The organism is Frankia nepalensis (genome assembly GCF_016786325.1).
GTDB lineage: Bacteria > Actinomycetota > Actinomycetes > Frankiales > Frankiaceae > Pseudofrankia > Pseudofrankia nepalensis.
The window spans coordinates 697-23,082 of record NZ_JADWYU010000094.1; the positions used below are offsets into that span (position 1 = coordinate 697).

27 protein-coding genes are annotated in these 22,386 nt (G+C 71.4%); 8 read left to right on the forward strand and 19 right to left on the reverse strand.

Annotation, left to right across the window (positions count from 1 at the left end):
- Positions 1–49: 49 nt before the first annotated feature.
- Entirely contained in the window at positions 50–373 is a 324-nt protein-coding gene (locus tag I6A81_RS07470; RefSeq protein ID WP_202999625.1) for an FDXHR family putative zinc-binding protein, read from the reverse strand.
- A 782-nt stretch (positions 374–1,155) separates the two neighbouring features.
- Here I6A81_RS07470 and I6A81_RS07475 point away from each other — a divergent pair.
- Both I6A81_RS07475 and I6A81_RS07480 read left to right on the forward strand, forming a co-directional pair.
- Positions 1,156–2,187 (forward strand): ABC transporter ATP-binding protein, encoded by a 1,032-nt coding sequence (locus I6A81_RS07475; RefSeq protein WP_202999623.1) that lies wholly within the window; start codon positions 1,156–1,158, stop codon positions 2,185–2,187.
- Between the two features lie 5 nt (positions 2,188–2,192).
- Positions 2,193–2,957: an ABC transporter permease gene (locus I6A81_RS07480; RefSeq protein WP_202999646.1), complete on the forward strand. Its 765-nt coding sequence runs from the start codon at positions 2,193–2,195 to the stop codon at positions 2,955–2,957.
- Positions 2,958–3,077: 120 nt separating this feature from the next.
- Here the strand turns inward: I6A81_RS07480 and I6A81_RS07485 are convergent, their stop codons facing one another.
- From I6A81_RS07485 to I6A81_RS07505, 5 genes are all read right to left on the reverse strand, one after another.
- The gene (locus I6A81_RS07485) at positions 3,078–3,467 is read right to left on the reverse strand and encodes a hypothetical protein (protein WP_202999644.1); all 390 of its coding nucleotides are present in this window, start codon (positions 3,465–3,467) and stop codon (positions 3,078–3,080) included.
- 633 nt (positions 3,468–4,100) lie between these two features.
- A complete protein-coding gene (locus I6A81_RS07490; RefSeq protein WP_238428197.1) occupies positions 4,101–6,080 on the reverse strand; it encodes an ABC transporter ATP-binding protein in 1,980 nt (659 codons plus the stop codon).
- Between the two features lie 359 nt (positions 6,081–6,439).
- The gene (locus I6A81_RS07495) at positions 6,440–7,057 is read right to left on the reverse strand and encodes a lasso peptide biosynthesis B2 protein (protein WP_307874524.1); all 618 of its coding nucleotides are present in this window, start codon (positions 7,055–7,057) and stop codon (positions 6,440–6,442) included.
- Between the two features lie 4 nt (positions 7,058–7,061).
- Positions 7,062–7,499, reverse strand: coding sequence for a lasso peptide biosynthesis PqqD family chaperone (locus tag I6A81_RS07500; RefSeq protein WP_202999621.1), 438 nt, complete (start codon positions 7,497–7,499; stop codon positions 7,062–7,064).
- Between the two features lie 644 nt (positions 7,500–8,143).
- Complete coding sequence (locus tag I6A81_RS07505) at positions 8,144–9,049, reverse strand: AfsR/SARP family transcriptional regulator (protein ID WP_202999619.1); 906 nt, start codon at positions 9,047–9,049, stop codon at positions 8,144–8,146.
- Between the two features lie 312 nt (positions 9,050–9,361).
- Between I6A81_RS07505 and I6A81_RS07510 the strand changes: the two genes are divergently transcribed.
- Positions 9,362–10,261: a class II glutamine amidotransferase gene (locus I6A81_RS07510; protein WP_202999617.1), complete on the forward strand. Its 900-nt coding sequence runs from the start codon at positions 9,362–9,364 to the stop codon at positions 10,259–10,261.
- A 51-nt stretch (positions 10,262–10,312) separates the two neighbouring features.
- Here I6A81_RS07510 and I6A81_RS07515 read toward each other — a convergent pair whose 3' ends face one another.
- Entirely contained in the window at positions 10,313–11,281 is a 969-nt protein-coding gene (locus I6A81_RS07515; RefSeq protein ID WP_202999638.1) for an AraC family transcriptional regulator, read from the reverse strand.
- Between the two features lie 115 nt (positions 11,282–11,396).
- Here I6A81_RS07515 and I6A81_RS07520 point away from each other — a divergent pair, with 115 nt between their 5' ends.
- On the forward strand, positions 11,397–12,275 hold the full coding sequence (locus I6A81_RS07520) for an NmrA family NAD(P)-binding protein (protein WP_202999615.1): 879 nt from the start codon (positions 11,397–11,399) through the stop codon (positions 12,273–12,275).
- A gap of 64 nt (positions 12,276–12,339) precedes the next feature.
- Positions 12,340–13,248 carry an SDR family NAD(P)-dependent oxidoreductase gene (locus I6A81_RS07525; RefSeq protein WP_202999613.1) on the forward strand — a complete coding sequence of 303 codons (909 nt, stop codon included), beginning with the start codon at positions 12,340–12,342 and terminating at the stop codon, positions 13,246–13,248.
- A 374-nt stretch (positions 13,249–13,622) separates the two neighbouring features.
- On the opposite strand, the gene I6A81_RS07530 is transcribed toward I6A81_RS07525, so the two are convergent.
- The 5 genes from I6A81_RS07530 to I6A81_RS07550 form a co-directional block, all read right to left on the reverse strand.
- Complete coding sequence (locus tag I6A81_RS07530) at positions 13,623–14,003, reverse strand: helix-turn-helix domain-containing protein (RefSeq protein WP_202999611.1); 381 nt, start codon at positions 14,001–14,003, stop codon at positions 13,623–13,625.
- Entirely contained in the window at positions 14,000–14,407 is a 408-nt protein-coding gene (locus I6A81_RS07535) for a hypothetical protein (protein ID WP_202999609.1), read from the reverse strand. The genes I6A81_RS07530 and I6A81_RS07535 overlap by 4 nt, the downstream gene beginning before the upstream one ends.
- 293 nt (positions 14,408–14,700) lie before the next feature.
- The gene (locus tag I6A81_RS07540) at positions 14,701–15,228 is read right to left on the reverse strand and encodes a helix-turn-helix domain-containing protein (protein WP_202999607.1); all 528 of its coding nucleotides are present in this window, start codon (positions 15,226–15,228) and stop codon (positions 14,701–14,703) included.
- A 241-nt stretch (positions 15,229–15,469) separates the two neighbouring features.
- Entirely contained in the window at positions 15,470–15,730 is a 261-nt protein-coding gene (locus I6A81_RS44745; RefSeq protein ID WP_202999605.1) for a helix-turn-helix domain-containing protein, read from the reverse strand.
- A gap of 283 nt (positions 15,731–16,013) precedes the next feature.
- Positions 16,014–16,682 (reverse strand): hypothetical protein, encoded by a 669-nt coding sequence (locus tag I6A81_RS07550; RefSeq protein ID WP_202999603.1) that lies wholly within the window; start codon positions 16,680–16,682, stop codon positions 16,014–16,016.
- Between the two features lie 206 nt (positions 16,683–16,888).
- On the opposite strand from I6A81_RS07550, the gene I6A81_RS07555 reads away from it, so the two are divergent.
- From I6A81_RS07555 to I6A81_RS07565, 3 genes are all read left to right on the forward strand, one after another.
- The gene (locus I6A81_RS07555; protein ID WP_202999601.1) at positions 16,889–17,365 is read left to right on the forward strand and encodes an HflX-like GTP-binding protein; all 477 of its coding nucleotides are present in this window, start codon (positions 16,889–16,891) and stop codon (positions 17,363–17,365) included.
- A 225-nt stretch (positions 17,366–17,590) separates the two neighbouring features.
- Positions 17,591–18,310, forward strand: a complete 720-nt coding sequence (locus tag I6A81_RS07560) for a hypothetical protein (protein ID WP_202999599.1) — start codon at positions 17,591–17,593, stop codon at positions 18,308–18,310.
- The gene (locus I6A81_RS07565; protein ID WP_202999597.1) at positions 18,307–18,759 is read left to right on the forward strand and encodes a hypothetical protein; all 453 of its coding nucleotides are present in this window, start codon (positions 18,307–18,309) and stop codon (positions 18,757–18,759) included. The genes I6A81_RS07560 and I6A81_RS07565 overlap by 4 nt, the downstream gene beginning before the upstream one ends.
- Before the next feature lie 127 nt (positions 18,760–18,886).
- Here I6A81_RS07565 and I6A81_RS07570 read toward each other — a convergent pair whose 3' ends face one another.
- From I6A81_RS07570 to I6A81_RS07600, 7 genes are all read right to left on the reverse strand, one after another.
- Positions 18,887–19,297, reverse strand: coding sequence for a type II toxin-antitoxin system VapC family toxin (locus I6A81_RS07570; RefSeq protein WP_202999595.1), 411 nt, complete (start codon positions 19,295–19,297; stop codon positions 18,887–18,889).
- Positions 19,294–19,542 (reverse strand): antitoxin, encoded by a 249-nt coding sequence (locus I6A81_RS07575; RefSeq protein ID WP_202999593.1) that lies wholly within the window; start codon positions 19,540–19,542, stop codon positions 19,294–19,296. The genes I6A81_RS07570 and I6A81_RS07575 overlap by 4 nt, the downstream gene beginning before the upstream one ends.
- 271 nt (positions 19,543–19,813) lie before the next feature.
- Positions 19,814–20,845 carry a helix-turn-helix domain-containing protein gene (locus I6A81_RS07580; protein ID WP_202999591.1) on the reverse strand — a complete coding sequence of 344 codons (1,032 nt, stop codon included), beginning with the start codon at positions 20,843–20,845 and terminating at the stop codon, positions 19,814–19,816.
- A gap of 82 nt (positions 20,846–20,927) precedes the next feature.
- On the reverse strand, positions 20,928–21,134 hold the full coding sequence (locus I6A81_RS07585; protein ID WP_202999589.1) for a hypothetical protein: 207 nt from the start codon (positions 21,132–21,134) through the stop codon (positions 20,928–20,930).
- Positions 21,135–21,168: 34 nt separating this feature from the next.
- Positions 21,169–21,363, reverse strand: coding sequence for a hypothetical protein (locus I6A81_RS07590; protein WP_202999587.1), 195 nt, complete (start codon positions 21,361–21,363; stop codon positions 21,169–21,171).
- A 78-nt stretch (positions 21,364–21,441) separates the two neighbouring features.
- Positions 21,442–21,720 carry a ribbon-helix-helix protein, CopG family gene (locus I6A81_RS07595; protein WP_202999586.1) on the reverse strand — a complete coding sequence of 93 codons (279 nt, stop codon included), beginning with the start codon at positions 21,718–21,720 and terminating at the stop codon, positions 21,442–21,444.
- Positions 21,721–21,847: 127 nt separating this feature from the next.
- Positions 21,848–22,267, reverse strand: a complete 420-nt coding sequence (locus tag I6A81_RS07600) for a DUF6924 domain-containing protein (RefSeq protein WP_202999585.1) — start codon at positions 22,265–22,267, stop codon at positions 21,848–21,850.
- Positions 22,268–22,386: the final 119 nt, after the last annotated feature.

The following is a 22,386-nucleotide window of genomic DNA, read 5'->3' on the forward strand; positions in this document are numbered from 1 at the left end:
CCCGGCCGTGCCGCCGCGGCCCCCCCCCCGGGGCGGACGGGCGAGGCGGTCAGGAGGCCTTGCGGACCCTGCTACGGCTCGGCGGCTCGATCGGGATGTAGGTCGGGCACGCGGCCAGGTGCTCGTCGAAGCCCGCGAGGTCCGGCCAGTGGCCGTGGCAGCCACGGCAGTGCGTCGCGTCCTCCTCGGTCCAGCGGTGGTCACAACCGCCGCAGCTGGCCGTCACCGGAATGTGCCTGGCCCCGCGGCCCGGCTGGCCGAGGCCGCGCAGGGGGACGGGGAGCGTCTGCTGCACGCCGGCCGCCCGGCCGGAGTCCCTGCCGGACCGGCGCCGCCGGTCCGGGAGGTCCGGGGTGGCTCGACCGGTGGTCACGGCAGACGCCCTGGCCGACGGCTCACCGTGACCGGCGGCCGGAACCGGCTGGACCGGCGAGGACGCGACCGGCGGCGAGGCGGCAAGGGATGCGGACGAAGGGGACCGGCGGGCAGGCACCGGGCCATCCTGTCGCACCCCTGTCCGACCGTCACGGGGCACCCCTCCTACCCGCGGCCTTTCGGGCCGTGACCGACTTGACAGTGATCCTCCATATCGGGTCATACCCTGACCACCGCGTGGCCGCGCGCGTGACCAACCCCACCACCGACCCCGGCTCCTGGGCTCGCCCCCGGCGGGCCGAGCTCTTGGCTGGTCGTACCAGCGAATCCCCGATCGCTTTCGAACATGAGTTCGGATGATATGCGGCTCGATCGCTCCGGCGTCCGACGGTCGACCGCCGGGCGAGTCGCGCCCGCGCGCCGCCAGCCGCACTTCTGGCGCACGGCGACGGTCCACGTCGCGGCCGGCCGGTGGTCCGGTGAGCTCGCCATCGGGAGCGGGGGTCGGCCGGGCCCAGAACCGTAGGGTTAGCCGGATGGTGACGGGCTCGTCCCAGCCTGTTGACTGTGGTGACGAGAGCCAGGTAGCCGCGACTGGGCGCCGGGCGATCCCACCACCGTGACGCCGACCTTGTGTTCTCGATGCCCTCGACGTTCCCCGATGCCCTCGACGCGGCCGCTCCCGGCTGGCGGCGCGGCGGAAGGGTTCTCGGCCTCGCAAAAAAGTGATATCAGTTTGATAGTTGATAACCAGGAAGCCCACCCGACCAAGGGAGAGTGATGATCGAGGCGCGCGGGCTCACCAAGCGTTACGGTCGCACGCTTGCCGTCAACGATCTGTCCTTCACCGTGCAACCCGGCCGGGTCACCGGCTTCCTCGGGCCGAACGGAGCGGGCAAGTCGACCACGATGCGGATGATCCTCGGGCTGGACCGCCCGACAGCCGGGGACGTCCGCATCGACGGGAAGCGGTATGCCGACCTGAAGGAGCCACTTCGACACGTCGGAGCCTTGCTGGACGCGAGGTGGGTTCATCCGAACCGGTCTGCCCGCGCCCACCTGCGCTGGCTGGCCGTCTCCAACCGACTGCCGGAGAAGCGGGTCGGCGAGGTGCTGGAGCTCGTGGGCCTGACCCAGGTCGCCGGCCGGCGCGCCGGCGGGTATTCGCTGGGCATGTCGCAGCGACTCGGCATCGCCGGCGCGCTGCTCGGCGACCCGGGCGTGCTGCTGTTCGACGAGCCGGTCAACGGGCTCGACCCGGAGGGCATCCTCTGGATCCGCCAGTTCATGCACCGGCTGGCCGCCGAGGGCCGGACGGTGTTCGTCTCCAGCCACCTGCTGTCGGAGATGGCGCTGACCGCGCAGGACCTGGTCGTGATCGGCCGGGGCCGGCTGATCTCCCAGACCAGCACCAGTGCCTTCATCGAGGCGGCCTCCGGCAGCACCGTCCGGGTGCGCGGGCCGGAGCTCGGGCGGCTGCGCGAGGTGATCGTCGCCGGCGGGCTCGCGGCCGACGACGCGCCGGCCTCCGACGAGGGCCCGGCCGCGCTGGTCGTCCACGGCGCGACCACCGACGCCGTCGGCGAGCTGGCCGGCCGCGCCGGCCTCGTCCTGCACGAGCTCGCCGCCCAGCGCGGCTCGCTGGAGCAGGCCTTCATCCAGATGACCGGCGGGGATGTCGAGTACCGCACCGGCACGCCGGTCGGCGTCGCCGCGCCGGCCGGCGGCCCGGTCATGGCCGTTCCCGGCCAGCCGGCCGGTGCCGGGATCCTGAGTGGCGCCGCGCCGGCAGGGAAGGGGGAGCCGCGATGACGGCGTTGACCTTGGTGAAGGTCGAGCGGATCAAGCTGTTCTCGACCAGGTCTCCGTGGTGGTGCATCGCGGCCGCCATGGTGCTCACGGTCGGGTTCGTCGCGCTCGCGGCCGGGCTGATAACCGACACGGACGCCCAGGAGTTCACCGCCCCGCAGACCCAGGGGCCCTACCGGTTCGGGTTCATGATCATGATGATCATGGCGGTCCTGGCCGTGACGACCGAGTACCGCTTCGGGACGATCCGGGCGACCTTCCTCGCGGTGCCGAACCGCACCAGCGCGCTGCTCGCGAAGGCCGCCGTCATCGCCCTGGTGGCCGCCGCCGTCGGCGAGGTCGCCGGCGTCGCCTCCTGGGGGCTGGCGAAGGCGATCCGGGGGTCCGAGGCACCGCTGGACTTCTACACCGCCCGGGACTACCGGGTCGTGTTCGGCGTCGGCCTGTACTACCTGGTGGCCGCGGTCTTCGCCGTCGCGATCGGGGTGCTCATCCGGCAGTCCGCCGGCGCGATCGCCCTGGTGCTGCTGTGGCCCCTGCTCGTCGAGAACCTGATCCTGATCATCCCGAGGGTCGGCGACGACATCCAGAAATGGCTGCCGTTCACCGCCGGGAACAACTTCCTCGCGGCCGGGACGGACCACGTCGGCAACGCCGGCGACGGCCCGGGCGACATGCCGTTCGGACCCTGGGGCTCGCTGGTCTACTTCGCGGTCATCACGGCCGCGCTGCTCGCCCTCGCCCTCGTCACGGCCAAGCGCCGCGACGCCTGACCCCGCGCCGGCCGCGACCGGCGGCGCCGCACCTGAGATCGCCGGCTCCACGCCCGGGCCCAGGGCCCCGACCCCGTCGGGTCCCCAGGCCTGGACCGGGAGCCGGCGATCCGCGTTCGGTCAGGCCCCGGAACCCCAGGGGTCGCGACCGGCGTCGCCACGTTCGGTGGCCTTCATCCGGGCCTCGTGCACATGCCGGCGGCCGCCCGTGAAGCGGATCCGGATCCGCTCGTCGGCCTCGACGAACGGCCGGTAGTAAAGATCGTCATACTCCTCGACGATCTGGAACGTCCAGCGCCCGTCAAGCACGTTGCGCCCGAACAGCTCCCGGCGCAGCTGCGCGGCGGCGCGCGGGTGGCCGGCGGCGGCCAGGTCCTCGATCGCCTCGGCCAGTGTCTTGTCGGCGTGACCGGACAGCTGGTGGAACTCGTACAGCGCGCCCCGGGCCCGTTCCACCCATTCCAGCGCTTCGCTGAGCTTTCCGACGGCCGCGCTGGTCGCCTCGTCCACCTTGGGCGCGGTGCGGTCCTCCCCGGGCTGCCGGGTCGTCGCGGGATCCGCCGCTGCGGCGGACGGCGTGGTACGTGTCACCCTGACGGCATGCCCCGTCACCGCGAGCCGACACGTCCCGCGCCGCGGCTCGCCGGGCGGCACGAACATCGGCCGGCCGCGGCAGTGCTGGTGGCGACGGCGCTGGTGGCGACGGCGCTGGTGGCGACGGCCCGCGCGCCGATCCGCCGACCCCGCTCACGCCGCCGCGCGCGAGCGGTGGCACGGAAAGTCGGGTGTCTGCACTGACCGGCGCAGATCGGCAGGGAGCGGCACGGAGCGCGGAACCGCTAGGAGTCAGTGGAACAAGCAGAAGGCCGACCGCGAGGCGCCATCGCCCGCGGCGCTTCCACTGAATCTTGCATGGTCCCGGAACGCCGAACCGGGCCCACAACTGACGATCTCCAGCCCGTCTCAGCCTGGTCCGGTCCGTAGATCGCCAGATCTGCGCCGAAATTCAAAACGGACAGGAGTCGCCAGATTGCGCACACATCTGACGATCAAGGAAGTCGCCGGGCTTCTGGCGGCTCCTGATCGTCAGATGTGTGCGCGAATCAGCGGTCGAGCACCCCGACCAAGATCACAGGAAGGGCCTCAGGTCGTCGCCGGGGCCGTGGCTTCCAGGTCGGTCGCGGACAGGCGACGGTAGAGCGGACAGGTCTCGACCAGCCGTTCGTGGGTACCCGTCGCGATCACCTGACCCTCGTCCAGGACGACGATCCGGTCAGCGGCCCGGACCGTGGACATCCGGTGCGCGATGACCAGCAACGCCCTTTCCTGGGCGATGTCGTGCATCACCTGCGTGAGCGCGCGCTCGTTGACGCTGTCCATCTGCGAGGTCGGCTCGTCCAGCAGCAGCACGGCCGGTCGCGCCAGCAGCGCCCGCGCGATCGCGACCCGCTGGCGTTCCCCGCCGGACAGCAGCACGCCATGGTCGCCGACCTCCGTCCACACGCCGTTCGGCATCCGGGTGACCAGCTCGCCCAGGCGCGCTGTCTCCACGGCCTCGTCGATCTCGGCTTCGTTCGCGTTCGGGGACGCGTAGGTGATGTTGTCGCGCAATGAGCCCTGCAGCACCGGAGCGTTCTGCTCGACGAGGTTCACCTGACCGCGGGCGGCTTCTCGGCTCATCGCGCGCACATCCACGCCCTGGAGCAGGATCTCGCCGCGGTCCGGGTCATAGAACCGTTCGAGCAGCTCGAGTGCCGTCGACTTACCGGCGCCCGACGGCCCGACCAGCGCGATGTGCCCCCGCCCCGGCACGGTGAACGAGACATCACGCAACACGGGCTGGCTCGGGGTGTAGCCGAACCACACCCCGCGGAACTCCACCGCCGGCGCGCCGGACGATCCGTCCTCCCCGGCGGGCGCACGGTCCACGGCACGCGCCACGGGGTTCGCGCGGCCCGTCGCCGCGGCCACGCGGCTCCCGCCGGCCTCGGCCGCGCCGTCGGCCCCGGCCGCCCCCGCCGGGATGACCCGGATCAGGCAGCTGCCCGCAGCGTCATCGGCCGACTCCGCCCGGCCGCCCCGCTCCCCGTCACGAGGGCTCGCCGTGATTGGCCGGCCGTCGAGGCCGGCCGCCGGGATCCCCTCCAGGCCAGGAGTCCCCTCCAGGCCGGAGGTCGCGTCGAGGTCGGGGACCGCGTCGAGCTCGGGCTCGCGCGGCAGCGCGAAGACGGCGTCGACGCGGTCGAGCGCGCCCATCCCGCGCTGCATGATCCCGGTTGCCTCGATCAGCTGCGACATCGGCATGACCAGGTACGTCGCATAGAGCAGGAATGCGACCAGTGAGCCGAGCGAGGTGACGCCGTGGGCGACCAGCACGCCGCCGACCAGCAGGACGACGAGCACGGAACCCTGCACGGCCAGCTCCATCGCCGGCGCGATGACCGAGTTGAGCCGGGCCATCCGCACGCCGAGCCGGTAGGCCTCCCGGGAGTGCGCGTCGATCCGCTCGGCCTCGCGGCCCTCGGCGCGGCTCGCCCGCACCGTGCGGATCGCGGCCAGCGAGCGCTCCAGGTCGGCGGTCATCCGGCCCAGGGTCGCCTGGCCCTGCTCGGAGGTGGTCCGGATCCGGCGCAGCGCCGTGAACACGCCGACGCCGGCGACGGTGACCGCGACGACGACCAGCAGGAACAGCCGGGCGTCTATGTAGATCATCAACGCGATCGCGCCGAACGCCCCGACGAGGCTCGTCAGGAAGGCCGCGAAACTGTACGCGACGGCCTCCCGGACTACCACGGTGTCGGTGTTCGCCCGGGAGATCAGATCACCCATCCGCCGCTCGTCGTACACGCTGATCCGCAGCCGCAGCAGGTGCGTGACCAGCCGTCGGCGCAGCCCGAGCAGGACGCCCTGGCCGGTGCGTTCCAGCAGGTAGTGCCCGAGCGTGTTGATCAGCGCCTCACCGACGAACAGCACCAGCAGAGTGATCAGCAGCCAGGACGCGACCCCGCCGTGCTGGGCGCCGTCGATGACGCGCTTGACCAGCAACGGCTGGATCACCCCGCACAGGGTGCCGGCCACCGTCAGGCCGACGCCGAGCAGGATGGGCCGCTTGTGCCCCCGCATCAGCCGCCAGAGCCGCCCGAACGGGAGCCCGCCGAGCCGCGGGCCGCCGGGACCGGGCCGCGGGCCTGGCGGACCGCCTGGCCATGGGCCCGGCCCAGGGCCTGGGCCGCGGACCGGACCTGGCCCGAACCCGCCGGGCGGATCCGGTGGGAATCCTGGCGGGCCGGTCATCGGCCCTGGCGGTGGCCCGCCCGGCGGGGCGTTCCCCCCGGGACCGGACCCGTCCCCGCGGCCGTCCGGCCCACCGACGAGCCCGGGGGCTCCGAGGCCTGGCCCTCGACCGGGCCGGCGACCAGGCCCCGGTCCGGGGCTTCCGGCGACGCCGAACTCGGGCAGGTCGGGGTAGCCCGACACGCCGGTCACCGCGTCACCACCGGCGCTCGGCGCCCCGCCGGCGCGGCCGCGCCTTCGGCCGTGATCACGGCCTGGGCCGAGGCCGCGCCTTCGGCCGTGGCATCGGCAGAGGCTGTGGCATCGGCAGAGGCTGTGGCATCGGTCGCGGTCCCGGGCATGGCCGGGACCGGGCGCCGCGGTTCGGCCGTGTCCCATCGCGCGCGGGTGGGCGCGACGGTCATCAGCGGGCGGAAGTAGCCGTCTGGCGCGCTCTCGCCGACCAGATGACCGTCGACCTCGACCCATGCGTGCGCGGCGAACGGCGCGACGGCGCGCACGCCGACGCGCCACGTGGGCCAGCTGCCCGACATCCGGCACAGCAGGGCCGTCGCCACCGACCGCGGCAGGCAGCCGCTCTCGTTCCGGCACAGCTGGCTGACCGCGGTGACGTCGTCCCCCGCGCGCTGGGCCGTCCCCCAGGTCGCGGGGACGGCGCCGCGGCTGGCCGCGGCGAGCACCGCCCGGATTCTGGCCGGCGGCTGGGTCGAGAGCGCGCGGGCCGCGGCCACCGCGAGCCGCGCGCGCAGGCGCCGGCCCATTGGCGGCTGTGGGGCTGGTGGGCGCACCGACATCGGCGTCGTCACGTCGTCAACCTCCCTCGCGTCGGCCCGCTCGGTGCGAGCCTTCCTGCCGTGGGTTCCCGCGGTGCCGCGGGGTCGTGCCGCGCGCGCGCCGGTCGAGCAGCCTGCGCATGGTGCCCTTGGCGGTCCCCGCGCCTCTGGTGTCCAGCGCGGTCCTCGCGCCGGCTCTGGACGTCCCGGCGGCGCGGCCGGAGACAGTCACCAGGCCCGCGACCGACAGCTCGTCGACGAGTCGGTCGACGTCGGCGCGCGCGGTCGCGGGCGCCACGTCGTACTCGTCCAGCAGGGCTCGGGCCGCGTGCGCCTGGTCGCCGCCGTCGAGGAGCACCCGCAGCGCGAGGGCGGCCGTCGGGTTCAGCGTCCAGTACCGGCCGGACCGCTGGTCGAGCAGCGCCGTCCCGAAGTCGGTGTCCGTCGACACGACCTGTTGGCTCAACGTCAACATGTCCACTCCAGCGGCTCGGCGTCACGGCGCGGGCCGTGACGGAACGGCGCGGCGCCCGGGTGTCCCGGCAGGTGGCACCTGGCCGGGTCTCACGGCGAGACCAGCCGGGGCGCGCCGGAGCCGGTCGGCGCCTCGTCAGCGCCAGGTGGCGGGGCCAGGGCGGGATACAGAGGTTCGGATGGGCCTGGGTTCGGATGGCCTGGTTCGGATGGCCTGGTTCGGGTGGCCTGGGTTCGGATGGGCCGGGTTCAGGTGGGCCGGGCCGGCCTGAACTCAGCGACCGGTGGCCGGGCCGGATGGCCTCGCCGTCTGGGTGAGGGCGCGCCGAGGTCCGGGGGGACGACGCGCTGAGCCCTCCGGGGACATCCCTTCGGCAACCAGCACAACCGCCCAGCGCGATGCCTTGGGCGCGGTGGGCGGTGCCCTTGCCCGCGGAGGTACCCGGGTCGTGGCCTCCGCCACGACTGGCGGTCGCCTTCGGCAGGCCGTCCTGACGACACCTGGTCGTCCGTAGGCCTGGGGCAGCCGCCGGGTTCTGCCTCCGCGCGCCTGTATCTCTCCGATCGACTCTGTTCGGATCCGCGTCCGATGGCCGCGCGGGCGGTTGAAGTGGGCATACCCGGCCTGGATTCAGCGCGGGTTCATCACGGTGGGTGAGACCGCCGGGGCGGCGCGGCGTCATCCTCGGCGCCGTGCAGGACGCGCTGGTGCGCCTGGCGCAGGTGCTCGCCGGGCTCGATGCCGAGCTGTTCGGTCAGTGTCCGGTACACCGTCTGGTACGCGCGGAGCGCCTCCGCGCGCCGGCCGTCCTGGTCGAGCGCGGCAACCAGCTGCGCCCACAGGCGCTCCCTGGTCGGATGCTCGATGGCGAGGGCTCGCAGGGCCGGCAGCACCCGGTCGTGCTGGCCGAGCCGCAGCCGCGAGTCGACCAGGTTCTCCCACACCGCCCAGCGCAGCTCCTCGAGGCGGGTGGTCTCGGCGACCACCACCTCGGCCGGCAGGTCCTCGTACGGCCGGCCACGCCACAGCGTGAGCGCGTGCTCAAGCCGACGCGCGGCCTCGGCGGCCCGGCCGGCGGCCAGCGCCTCGTCGCCGGCCCGGGCGTCCGACTCGAAGAGGTCCACGTCGAGCTCGCCCGGTCGCAGCGCCAGGGTGTACTCCCCGCCCCGGCTCCTGATCCGGCCCGCCGACTCGGGCGCCGACGGGTCACGGTCCCACTCGTCGAGCTGGTCGCCACCCGCCGACGGCGGCAGGGGTGGCAGCGCGTGGCGCAGCTCGGAGACGTAGGTCTTGATGTTGCCGAGCGCGGACCTCGGCGGGTTGTCCTCCCACAGCGCCACGCCGATCTCCTCGGTGCTCACCCAGCCGCCCGCGTGCAGCAGGAGCAGGGCCAGCAGCCTGCGCTTCTTGCGCTGCCCGATGAACACGGGTTCCCCGTCGCCGGCTCGGACGCCCAAGGGCCCCAGCGTCACGAACCGGGCCACGCCCACCTCGCCGCCCAGCTGGGGAAGGCCGCCCAGCTGGGGAAGACGGTCACTGATAGTGGCCACGTCGGCGGTCTACCCGGGCACGCCGCCGCCAGACGGGCCGACCGGGCCGCGGGGGCGAAGCGCCCACGGCGGGCTACCTCGGTGGGTGACTCGGTGGGTGCCGTCGGTGGGTGCCGTCGGTGGGTGAGGACGGCCCGGGCCGATGAGGCGGTCAGGCGCGGCGTGACGGGGGGCGGATCGGGGCACATCCACAGTCCGCGAAGGAACCGTGGTCCCGAGAAGGAGGGCGCGAACGTGTTTCCTGCCGGCAGCGAGCCCTGGTCGACCGAGAAAGGCCCTGGCGCCGCCCGCGACAGCTGGGCGGGGTAGCCCATGTGTCACATGTTCGCGCTGACGAGCGGCGCGCGGCCGGTGGAGGCCACGTTCTGGCTGCTCGACGCACCGGACACGGACCGGGCACAAACGGCCCGCGCGCCGGATGGAGCCGGTCTTGCCGTGTTCGGCCAAGGGGGCACCCCACACGTCATCAAGCAGCCGATCACGAGCCGGATCGGCGCCGATTTCGCCCACCAACCGCGAACCGTCGTCTCGTCCACTTTTGTCGCTCATGTTCGGCATGCCTCCACCGGACGGGCAAACCTCGCGAACACTCATCCGTTCCAGCATGAGAACCGGGTGTTCGCCCACAACGGAGTCATCGAGGGCTTGGACCGGCTGGAGGCCCAGCTCGGCGAGGATCGCGCGATGGTCCAGGGCGACACGGACTCCGAACGTTACTTCGCCCTGATCAACCGAGAGATCGCCGCCCGGGACGGCGACGTCGGCGCCGGCATCGTCGCGGCCGTTCAGTGGATCGCGGCCAACCTGCCGCTCTACTCGGTCAACATGGTGCTCGCCACGGCCGACGAGCTGTGGGCGCTCCGCTATCCCGACACGAACCGGCTGTACATGCTGCGCCGCGAGCCCGGCGGCCGCCACCACCGCCACCTCGACCACGCAAGCCCGTTCAGCGAGATCAGGGCCCGCTCGCTCGACCTGGCGGACCGGCCGGCCGTGGCCGTCGAAAGCGAACGGATGGACGAGGATCCCGCCTGGCGCCTGATGACCTCCGGCGAGCTGCTGCACGTCGCCCCCGACCTCACGGTCACCTCCCGCGTCGTGATCTCCATCCCGCCGGCCCATCAGCTCTCCCTCGACGACCTCCGTCCCGAGGCCGCCCGCTCCCAGACGGTCAACGTCGACCCCGCCGACTCCACCCCCGCCGTGGCCTGACCGGCCGCCGCGCCACCGACGCCGCCCGCCGCGGCAGGAGCCCGAACGGCTTCATCGCGAGCCGAGACCGACCGAGTCGAGACCGGCTGTTCTTTCGTCGCGGTAGCGCGTGGGCGACACTCCGCGGACGCGTTTGAATGCGACGCTCAACGCGAACGCGTTGGCGTAGCCAACCTGGTGGGCGACGCTTTCAACGGTGAGGTCGGACGTGCGCAGCAGGTCGGCCGCGAGCGCGATTCGCCAGCCGGTCAGGTACCTCACGGGAGGTTCGCCGACCAGCGTGGTGAAACGGCGCGCGAAGGCCGCCCTGGAACAGCCCACTCTTGAGGCAAGGGACGCGACCGTCCAGGGATGGCCAGGGTCGTCGTGTATCAGCCGCAACGCCGGACCGACCAGCGCGTCGCTGTAGGCGCGGTACCAGCCCGGCGCCGCCGTCTCCAGGTGGTCGAACCAGGCACGAATCGTGGCGACGAGGGCGATGTCCAGCAGTCGGTCAAGCACGATCTGCTGGCCAGGACCGTCCCGGCCGAGCTCGTGCGCCAACAACGTCATCACCGGGCTCTGCGGATCGGCCTTTGGTACCAGCACAATGTCCGGTAACGCGTTCAGCAGCCGCTCGGTCACGTCATTGCCGACCTGGTAGGTCCCGCTCGCCACGATTGCCGAATCATCGCGGGAGCGTCCACTGGTACGCGATCCGAGTCGCAGGTCGTCCGTGACGTCGACACCGTCCATGGTGATCACGCGATTGTCGGCGCCGACGACGACGTCCGGGACGGTACATGGATCGTCGCCGACGGTGTACGGGGCCGGGCCCTTGATGACGGCCACGTCTCCCGTGCGCATCAGTACCGGCTCGCCCCGGTCCGGCACGATCCAGGCATGCCCGCGCTGCGCCGTGGCCAGCGCGAGGGCAGCTCCGTCGGCGATGCGCAATGCCCACGGAGGCTCCAGGATCGCCCGGCAGAACGCCGTGGTACGCGCCCGAACCCCATTCAGTAGATCACCCAGCGGATCCACGCGCTCAAGCGTAGACGCAGAGACATGGAATCGGGACCACCAGATATGGATCGACACCACGCTCGCGGGTCTCCTGGATACCAACGAACCAGCCCAACAAGCAGGGAGAAGCCCGATGTACACGATCACAGGGGCGACCGGCCACGTCGGCGCGGTGGCCGCCCAGGAGCTGCTGCGCGCGGGCGCGCCGGTGCGGGTGGTGGTCCGCGACGCGACCAGGCGCGAGACGTGGGCCCAGCACGGAGCCGAGACCGCCGTCGCGGACTTCAACGACCAGGTGGCGCTTACGCGGGCGCTGGGCGGAAGCGACGGGGCCTTCATCCTTCTGCCCACCATCCCGACCGGTGGCGACGCCGAGCACCGCCAGCTCGCGGACTCGATCGCCAGCGCGGTCGGCGCCAGCGGCGTCCCCCACGTCGTCCTGCTGTCCTCGATCGGCGCCGACCTGGCCGACGGGACCGGGCCCATCCGCTGGCTGCACCACCTGGAAAACCGGCTGCGCCAGACGGACGTCCTGCTGACGGCGATCCGTTCCTGGCATTTCCAGGAGAAGGTCGAGACGATTCTCGGCGCCGCCCTGCACGCCGACATCTATCCCGTCTTCGGCGAGACGGCCGACGTGCCCACCACGATGATCGCCACCCGTGACATCGGGAAGGCGGTCGCCGAGGCGCTGCTCGCGCCGCCGCCGGCCAGCGAGGTCATCGACCTGGAAGGGCCCGAATACACCGAGCGGGAAGTCGCCGCCGAGCTGGCTGCCGCGCTCGGGAAGCCTTTGCGGGTCGTCACCATTCCGCGGCCGGGATGGGTCGACGCCCTGGTCGGCGCCGGCCTGCCGACGCCGTTCGCCCACGAGCTCGCGGCGCTCTACGACGCCGAACAACGAGGCGACCTCCAGGCCCGCGGTAACCGTCGGCTGACCTGCGCCACCCCGATCGACGAGACGGTTCGCCGCGTCGTCGCGGCCTCCGCCGGCCCGATTCCCGCGACGTGACGGCGCCCGGAGCACCGCCTTCCCAGGCGGCGCGGCTCAGGCGGCCGGCTTCGGAGGGGGCGGCATGCCGACGATGGTCATGACCGGCGGCACCTCGGGATTCGGCGCGCACGCGGCGCGGCGGCTGACACTGTCGAACGACGTTCGGCTGATCCTCGGCGCGCGCCGGCCGACGTCCGCCGGCGAGTTCGTCCCGCTCGACCTGGCGGAGCTCGACTCGGCGCGAGCCTTCGCGAAGGCGGTCCACGAGCGGCTCGGCGGCGTTCCGGTCGACGCGCTGGTGCTCAACGCGGGCGTGGTCCTTCCCGACGTCACCGGTCGAACCCTCGACGGCCTCGAGACGACCTTCGCCGTCAACCACCTCGCGCACTACCTGCTGGCGCGCCTACTGCTTCTCACCCTGGCGGACGGGGCCGTCGTCGTCCTGACCACGAGCGGCACGCACGACCCCGACACCCGCTCCGGGCTGAGGCCACCACGGCACGCGGACGCGGAGCTGCTGGCGCATCCGGATCGTGACCCCGGCCGTGACACCCGGCCGCGCCGGGCGGGCGAGCACGCGTACACCGCGTCCAAGCTGTGCGTCGCGCTCACCGCGCGGTCGCTGTCCGAGCACCCCGACGCGCGGGCCCGGCGCGTCAGGGTGGTCGCCTACGATCCCGGGCAGGTGTTCGGAACCGGGCTGGCCAGGGACCTGCCGTTCCCCCTGGGGACGGCCTGGTCGCTGCTGGGCACGCCGGCGCTGGGGTGGCCGCTGCGCAGGCTCAACCGGAATCTCAACAGCCGCGCCGCCGCGGGACACACCCTGGCCGACCTGGCTCTCGGCCTCGCGAAGCCGCCGAGCGGACGCACCTATGCCGCCCTGCGAAGGGGACGGCTCACCTGGCCGGACCCCTCCAGACTGGCCCGCCGAGACGACGTCGCGCGGGCGCTCTGGAACGACAGCGCCCGGCTCGTCGGCCTGCCAGGCTGAACGCGCCGCGGTCGGGCGGCGGGCCGCCGCCTGGTGAACGCCGTCCCGGTCCGCGCGCCGCCATACCCACCCCGACGCCCACGACAAGCTTCAGGGACTTCCGGACGATCCACCCAGCGGACAAACGTGCAGGTAGAGAGCGGAGGGCGTGGGATTCGAACCCACGATGAGGTTGCCCCCATAGCGGTTTTCAAGCCAAGATCATCTTATGTCGCCAAGTGTCATAGATGGTTGCGCGATGCCGCAAAGTCCAACAACCGCAGGGGTTTTCGGGACGCACCCTGACGCCGGCCGCCGCCCGGTGCCGGCCGGTGTCGGGGCGTCCACGCCCACAATGATCTTGCCGTGTTGGGGTGACGACGCTGCTTGCGTTGTCAGGCGACCCGAGCGCCGCGAACGCTGCCGAGGTCGAGCTCGATGCGGCGCCCGTGGACGGTGACGACGATGCTGGCCGCGTCGGCGCCGGTCGCGGTGAGGTAGTCGTAGAGAGTGGACAGGAGCATGTCCTCGCGGCTTTCGAGACGGGAGACGGCGGCCTGGCCGACGCCGAGCTTCTTGGCAACCTCGGCCTGGGTCATCTGGGCGGCCTTGCGGATCATCGCCAGGTTCATGGCGTAGACCCGGTCCATCTCCTCCGCTGCCGCGTGCGCCTCGGCGACGTCGGCGGCGAGCTGTGGATCGGACAGGAGCCGGTCCAGGTGGTCGTTCCCACGGACGAACTTCGACGGCGGCTGCGGCGTGGCGTCCTCGGTCATGGCTTCTCCTCGTAGGATGTCTCGCGCTTCCACTGATCGATCATCGGATCGGCTCTGGCAGCTACCCCGTCGTAGAAAACGTCTCCCAACTTGGCCTTGTCGGCGGCGAACAGCGTGACGACCACGGTGCCGGTGCCTGGGGGGAACCAACAGATCAACCGGACAGCTGCCCGCGGGTCGTAGGCGTGCGAGACCCGCCAGAGCGGGTACCGGCGGGACTGCCGTACCCATCGGAGGGTCGCCGTCTCGCCGTCCCTCGTGGGCGGGTCCGTCAGGCGTCGCAGCTGGTCGAGCGCACGGGCGGTGTACGCCAGGAGGAGACGCGAGCGTTCGTCCCCGGCGCGCGCCTCCTCCTCGAGGCGGTCGAGCCATCGACCGAAGTCCTCGGGCCAGTCGATGTCCACCTCAACAGCATTACATCGAGGGGATATTCCATGCAAGGCATGTGCACAGTGACGGGCGGCGAGTCGACGCGGCCTGATTCTGGCCGCACCGGTGCGGCCAGTGGTCGCGCGCGGTCTGGCACACGCCGGAGTTCGCCCGCGACGCGGAGCTATGGGTCGTTACGCTCGGGGGTGTGCCGGTGGGTCGGCTACCTCTGACATACGGCGTACTGGCAGCGCGTTAGGAGGGAAGTCCGCGAGGCCGTCCGTGGCGATCACGTCGACGCGGGTGCGAGGAACGCCGAACACGTCCGTCAGCCTTGGGTCTTCTTGCGGGCGGCCTTCAGTGCCGCCCGTGTCGCGTCGGGGTCGTCGTCGTACAGGCCAAGACGCTCGGTGTCGGCGACCATGCCGGCGAAGGCGAGGTCGGCGGCGCGGCGTTGGCGTCCGCGGTATTCGAGGAGATCGTCGAGGCGGACCCTGCGGTGGCGGCTGGGCTTCTCGAACGGGATGACTCCCGTCTCCAACAGCCGGATCAGCGTGGTCCGCGAGATCCGTAGCAGGTCGGCTGCCTCCTGGGTGGACAGCAGCAGGCGATGCGGCGCGACCGTGACCGCTAGGCCCGCCTTCATCGCGGCGGCGACCCGCAGGAGAACGTCGTACATGGGCTCGGGCAGCTCGACGCTGCGCCCGTCGGGTCCAACGGTCAGCCGAGGACGCGGCTCGGCCGCTTGCCGGCCGCAGTCACGCAGGGCGGCGAGGAAGTCGACGATCTCGCCGGCTTCCTCGTGTGGCAGGTAGGTCTCGGCGTGCAGCGGCTCGTTTCTCGCTGGCGACGTCATGACCGCCTCCGAACTCGATCGATACGAGCGGCACGCTCGTTTTGCTCGATTCTGACCCTGCCAGATCCTGATCACCCGTCTGCCGGAGCGCGCCGCCACCCCGTCGGCTGGACGGTTCGTCCCGCGTCGCCGGCGTCGTCGCTCAGTCAGCGAAACATTTGGTCCGCACGAGGCGACCACAACCGTGAGGCCACCCCGCCGACCACCCTGGCGCGGATCAGGTCGGTCTCGCCGGCGGTGGTCATTCGGTCAGGCCGAGTTCGTTCTGTACGGCGGCCAGGTCGGCGAGTGCCTCGCGCCGTCGGGGGCGCTCGTTGTCCAGGAACGCCCGGATCGACGAGACGCGCACGCGGTGGTGGGTACCGACCTTGCGGAACTCCAGCAGGCCGCGGTCCATCAGCTTGCGGACCCGGGGACGTGACATGCCCAGCAGCAGCACCGCCGCCTCCGTCGGCGTGACCTCGGCGGCGCGGGGCGTCGCGACGAGTTCCTCGCCTCTCACCCGGGCGTCGAGCAGCCGCGAGACCAGTTCGAATTCACCACACGTTGCATATTCTCGAAGGCGTCGCCGCCGAGGGCGAAGAATGGGCTGCCAGATCATCCCGAAAGATAGTCGCTCACACGGACCGACTGGCGTCGGCCAAGTCGGACGGTGATGCGATCGAGATCCGTCCTCGGCGGCGACCTCGTTCGACAGCGCAGCGCATCCGCCGGGCGGACCCGGTCATGGTCTCCTCGCCCGAACAGGTTGATCGGGATGGCGGCGCCTGAGTCGACGACTGGAGTCAGTGAGTAACCGGGTATCCGATCTGCTCGGCATCTGACCGGATGTCGGCGAGAGTGAGATCCGGGTTCAGCGCGGTGACGGTCGCGTCGTCGAGCGGACGAAGCGCCCAGATGTGCCTTACGGCGGCGGTGTCGAGGGTGACCTCGTGGTAGTCGGTGGCGAAGTCGAGGTAGGTGTTCGGGCTGGGGTCGCAGAGCGGGACCAGCAGTTCCGCGCCGTCAGGACTCGTGCCGTGGCCTCCGTGGGGCGGGAGATCGATCGTGCCGGTCTGCCAGCGCTTGTCGTGGGGCTGGCGCCAGAGTACGAAGGTGGCCTCCAGTCGGCCGTTGTAGCTGAAGGCGGGCTCGGTGACATGGGCGTGAAAGGCGTCTGGGACGGCGTCGACCAGCCCGGGCCACAGATCGCCGGTGCGGGCCGGGCTCATGGGTGACTCGTGGGCGAAGCCGCGGATGAACGCCCCGGCCGGGCCGAAGACGATCGAGTAGGCGTCCCCGCTGCCGTCGCGCATTGAGGCCATGTCCTCGCCGGGTGACCAGGTCGCGTCGAAGGAGTAGTAGCGGAACTGCCACTCCGGGCACACGATCGCGTCAAGCATTGCCAGCGCGCGGCAATGGTCTCGCAGGGGCGGGATGTCGGGCAGCCGGGCGGCCACGTCGTACACGTTCACCCGAGTATCGAACCAAACCCGACAAGACGCCTCCGGCAACGGCGCAACGATCAGGCCGTCGGCCGTGGGCGGCTGCGCGGCGGGCCGTCGGGTTCTGGCCGTGTCCGGCGTGTGCGGCGCGGGGTGCATCTCCATCAGGGGTGGGCGCGAAGAAACCGCCTGCGCGTGGCTCGCACACTCTGGGCTGGCAGCTTCCGACCGACCGGATGTCCCGCGACGCGAAGCGGCTGACCCAGGATGCTGTCCTGGTGACCTCCATCGGTTCCGGGGTCCTGGTGGGGCTGTTCTCGGCGAAGGACCGCGACTACCAGGTCCGACTCGACATCCTCGACGCACGGGTGACGGCGCTGGGCGGACATGTGCTGGAGCGGTTCGTCCAGTGCAGGGGCGTCTCCGATGGCGGGGTACGGCTGATGACCGCCCCACTGTCCCGGCGTTTCCTCATCGGTCCGGGAAAACTCGAAGAGATCGCGACGACCTGTTCGAGCAAGAACATCGACGCCGTCATCTTCATCAATGATCTGAGCGACTACCAGCGCCGTTGGCTGTCGACCCGACTCGGGCGTCCAGTACTCACCCAGGCCGACCTTGACCTGTCAGCGGAGAGGCTGATCAGCCCGACCCGATCTCAACCTCTCGCAGGCCAGGGCCACAGACCCAACCGCCGTCGCAGTCGCAGATAGTCACTTCATCACCGGCCAGTGCCTCACCATCGACGGCAGCTGGTGCCTGACATGGCCCAGAGATCTTGCCCCGAGAAACCGTGACCAGGGGGACTGGTCGCGGCCACGGGACAATCGCCGCTGGCGGATCGGCGGCTGGCCGCCCCAGGATGGTTAGCTGATCCGATAGCACCGGCACATCCATGACGGCGTCGAATTGTCCGTGGCGGGCGGTACGGTCCGCACGTGGTGACGCCTGTCTTCTACGCTCGACCCCAGGTCGGCGGCCGCATGCTGGGTGTCGAGCCCGCGCTCGCGAGCTGGGACAGGGCCGGGTCGCCTGGCCAGGCGCGGTCGGCTGCCTTCATCGACGACGTGTGTATGGCCGTCGCCGGGCAGGCCCGGGCGACGCCCGGTCCGCTCGCCTTGCGGCTTGAGGTCGGGCTGGCGGACACCGTGCCGCTGTACGCGCTGAACGATCTCGACAACTACCTGTTCCCGCTCATACCGAAGCTGACCGAGCGGACAGGGCGGGCCTTCGCCTCCGTGCGGGCGACCAAACAGCACGCGGCGACGTCGTCGGTAGAGGTAGGCCCCGCGGTACCGGCCGACGACCCGCGCGGGGCGCACACGTTCGAGGTGACCACGACGGCGTCGGCCAGCGCGACCGCCTACAAGGAACAGATCCGCGACCAGATCGCCTCCGCCAGCCCGTTGCCGGGCGACGGCGTCGCATTGCAGCTCGCGTTCGTCGTCGGTCCCCGCCGTGCCTGGCCGAACCTGTGGAAGGCGACGATCGACGCGCTCGGCTCGATCCTCGGCCACGATGACGGCGCCCGCGAGTGGAACGCCCGTGACGGCCGCATCGTCGACCTCGGGCTGCACTGCGCGGTCGACCCGGCGGCGGGCAACGAGGTCACGATCGCGATCCGCGCGTCGACGATCGGCGAGGAGGCAGCCGCGTGACGGAGATCCTGCCCGAGGTACCAGCCGGCGACAGCAAGGTCCAACGGGACGCGGAGACCGAGGCGGTGGCCCTGCTGTCAGCCAAGGTCGGGGTGCCGCTGGCGCCGACTCACGTCGTACTGGCCGACGGCAGCTGGGTGGAGATCGACGCGGCGAACCTGGACGAGCGGGTGATCGCGGAGGTGTGGGCACATCAGGGCCCTCCCAAGGGCGCGCAGCGGAACAAGGTGCTCACCGACGCTCTGAAGCTCGTGTACGTGGAGGCCGAGCGGGGCGGCCAGTGGCGCAAGATCCTCTGCTTCACCGACGAGCAGGCCCGGGACGCCTTCACCCGCAGGAGTTGGTATGCCGGTGCACTGCGCCACTACGGCATCGAACTGGAAGTCATCGAGCTACCGGCCCAGACCCGGGCCGCGATCCGCGAGGCACAGAAACGGCAGTACCGATGACCAAACCCGGCGCCACGCGTAGGCGCACTTGTGACGCTCCAGCGCCACGATCGTTGCGGCGACGGTCGCCTTGGCAGGTGGAGCGTCTGGAGTCTGTTCAACCGCGGCGTCGTCGCGCCTCGTACGGTCAGGCCGTCCAGTCCTCGCAGCTCAGGCCGGGGACCCTGCTGAACTCGGAGCTGTTGGCCGTGACGACCGTCAGCTCGCGCCGGAGGGCCTGGCCCGCGATCAGCACGTCGTAGGCGCCGATCGAGTTTCCGGCTTTCTCCAGGACGGCGCGCACCTGGCCGGCGGTCCGGGCGTCCTCGTCATCGAAGTCCAGCAGGTCCATGTTGCCGGAGAGCAGTACCCGAAGCCGGTCGGTGTTCTCCTTCACCTGGCTGCTCTTCGCCACGCCGTACCACAGCTCGAACAGAACCACGGACGACAGCGCCAGATAATCGCCGGACGCCTGGGCCGACCGGTACCGTTCCCGCACCGCCAGCGGCTTGTTCCGCAGCAGCGCGACCACGGCGTTCGTGCCGAGAAGGTAGTTCACTCGAAGAGGTCCTCGCCGACGGGCGCGGGCGGCTGGTTTCTGCCGTCCTCGAACAGCGGTACATCGGCAAAGCGATCCAACTCGGCGAACCACGCATCGACATCCGAGGCGATCGGTTCCAGCAGCACACCGTCTCCTACGTGACGGACGCGCACCCGGTCACCGGGCAGCCGGAACTCCTTGGGCAGCCGCACGGCCTGACTCCTGCCGTGCGTGAAGATCCTCGCGATCGCGGTCTCCGCCATGATCCCTCCCCTCGCCGGTGGTAGCTACTCGACGATGATAGCTACCAATAGTATGCATCACCCACGTGTCGAGCGTGAGGCGCAGCCGGCGGGCTGGCCGTCGGCCCCAGCAGACCGCGGCCCGTCCCGGCGGGCTGGACAACCCGGGCCGTGACAGGCGGGAAGGGGCTTCGGGTGACTCGCCACCCGGGCCGCAAGGAATCAGTGGCGTGGGTCTGACCGTGTTCCGTCGCGCATCGTCCGGGCCACGCGGCCCAGGAAGATCACACGATTACCAGGCACGGGTCCACCTCGGGTCAGGGTTCCAGGCGTCGAGGATCTCGCGTCCGCGGCCCTCGTCCTGCGCCAGGTCGAGTGCGACGAACAGCGGATGCGCGAGCGGCCAACGCCAACCGCCACCTGGGAGGTCGAAACGGCGGGCGCAGACGGCCGCCACCGGCGCGGCCCGTACCGAGGCGGCGGCCCGGGTCGGCGTCGCGGTGGTGCCAAGGAGCGTGGTCGCGCGCCGAAGCACCACCTCGTCTGGGACGAAGAAGTCAAGCGCCTGGTCGGCGCGGGCCGCGACCGGAGCGCCATAGGCCGCGGCGGCGGTCGTGTCCGTCAGCGCCCAGCCGGTCTCGGCCGCCAGGTCAGCGAGACCAAGACGCAGAGACTTGGCAACGCCGCTCTGGTCGTCCGGATCTGGACATGTGGTGAGGAAGGTGCGGGTGCTCGGCCACTGCTCGGCGACCTGCCAGAACAGCCGCGCATCTACTACCGCGTTCGCCGAGTCGACGAGCTGGTCGCGCCGCAGCGCCGCGAGCACTTGCGACACCGTGCTCGCCGACCGGCCGAGGCTACGCGCCAGCTCTCGGACGGCCGCGCCCTCCTTCGGTTGCAGGAGCAGAGCGATCGCGACCTCAAGCCCAGCCTTACCGCCCAGGGCCCGCGTCCGCACGCCGCGTTCGCCGATCGGCGTGACCTCGGCGTCGATCACGAGGCTGCTCGAACGCAGCGCGATCCGGCCGCGCAGGTCGTAGTAGCCAGCTCGCCGCTCGATCAGCATTCTCCGGGCCGCCTCGGTCACCCGGTCTCCGACGACCAACAGGACCGCGCCGCCAGCCCCGGCGGGCTCGCGGTCGACGGCCAACAGCTGCGCCGCGATGTCCTCGGACACCAGCGATCGGCGCTTGAGCTCGACCGGGACCGCGGCCCCCTCCGGGTCGACCACCAGGTCGACCCGGCCATCGGGCCGGCTGGCAGGCGGCTGGGCCTCGACTCTCAGCTGAAGGAGGGCATCGGCCACGAGCACTTCCGTGTCCACGCGGCCAGCGTCCCCGGTGTTCGCTGTTCGGTCAATACCGAACAGCGAACAGGGTGACGAGGACGATGGAGCGCATCGCGGCCTACGCGACGTCCCGGCGGCGTTCGGCGTAGGTGTACGCCAGGAACTCGTCGAGCTCCTCGTCGGACTCGAAGATGTCCACGGCCATTTCGTCCAGGTCCGCGGCGGTCCGGATCGGCCTGGCGACGACGGCCTCGATCAACTCGTCGACCGACAGTCGGGGCCTTCTCGGAGGGAGCACTGGCCCGCCAGCACTGCTTGTGGTCATAGCGCACCTCCCCTGCGTGGCTGAACACCTGGGGTCAGCCTTGGGTCTTCTTACGGGCGGCCTTCAGCGCGGCCCGCGTTGCGTCGGGGTCGTCGTCATACAGGCCTAGGCGTTCGGTGTCGGCGACCATGTCGGCGAAGGCGAGGTCGGCGGCGTGGCGTTGGCGTCCGCGGTATCCGAGGAGACGGACGAACGTCAACGGTGGCTGCGGCGTGGCGTCCTCGGTCATGGTTTCGACCTTCGGCGGAGCTTGCCGTTGAACGCCGCCAGTCTCATCACCGCGGGCCCCTTCCTGGTAGCGCGGCGGTCAGGCCACTTCGAGGTAGGCGCGTAGCGCCTGGCGGATGACGTCGCTGGCGTTGGTGTGGTCGGCCTGCGCCCTGGCGGCGAGCGCCGCCCGCAGTTCGGGATCGAGCCGGACTGGCACGACCTCCCCCGGCGCCGACCCGAGAGGGCGGCGGCCACCACGGCGGCGCCGGCCGGCCACGTCATAGCCGGCCTCCGCCTCCGCGGCCAGTTCCGCTACCAGGGCATCGGTCACGGGTACGCCGCGGGCGGGGGGCGCGGCCGGCCATGGGAAAGTCATGTTCGATGGCTCGGTAGGGTGGTCGGGTCTGTTCGGCGTCGTCGGCGAGCCGGCAACGGGGCCGCGGCGCGGTCCCGCTGTGCTGTCAGCGTAAACATTCACGTGCTTTGGTGATGTCGGTGGACTGTCAGCCTCCGCTGGCGAAACCGCGGAAAACCCCATCCGGATCGGCGCTGTCGGCAAACACGGAGAACTGCAGGTTACCTATCGACAGGTTGTTCTCGACGCTCCACATCGCGGCCGGTATCACTCGGAAATGGCGCCCAGCCCCGCTGCGCGGCTCGACCGCGACGACAGGATTTTCCGGATCGCTGATCGTCATGTGGTCGACGATGAAGAGAACGCCGTACTGCTGGGCCCCTGGAAGTGCCACCACCTGGTCGACCGTCAGATCAGCCAACTCGGGGTCATTGACGAAGAACAGGTGCGCGTCGAACCCCTCGGGTGACGGCATGACGCTCGCCGCGCACACCGCTTCCCAGGCCGCGTCGTCCGAGAAGTCTGTGCGTACCAGCAACGAGCCGTACAGTTCTGGCAAATCTGACATGGTTGGAGTTTAGCGGGGTGGTGACGGTCGTTGCCGGACGTGGAGGGCGCCCGCACGCTGAGCGCGAGCCGCTCGGCGTGCGGGCGCACCGTCTTCTCAACCGTGGGCGCCGTAGAACG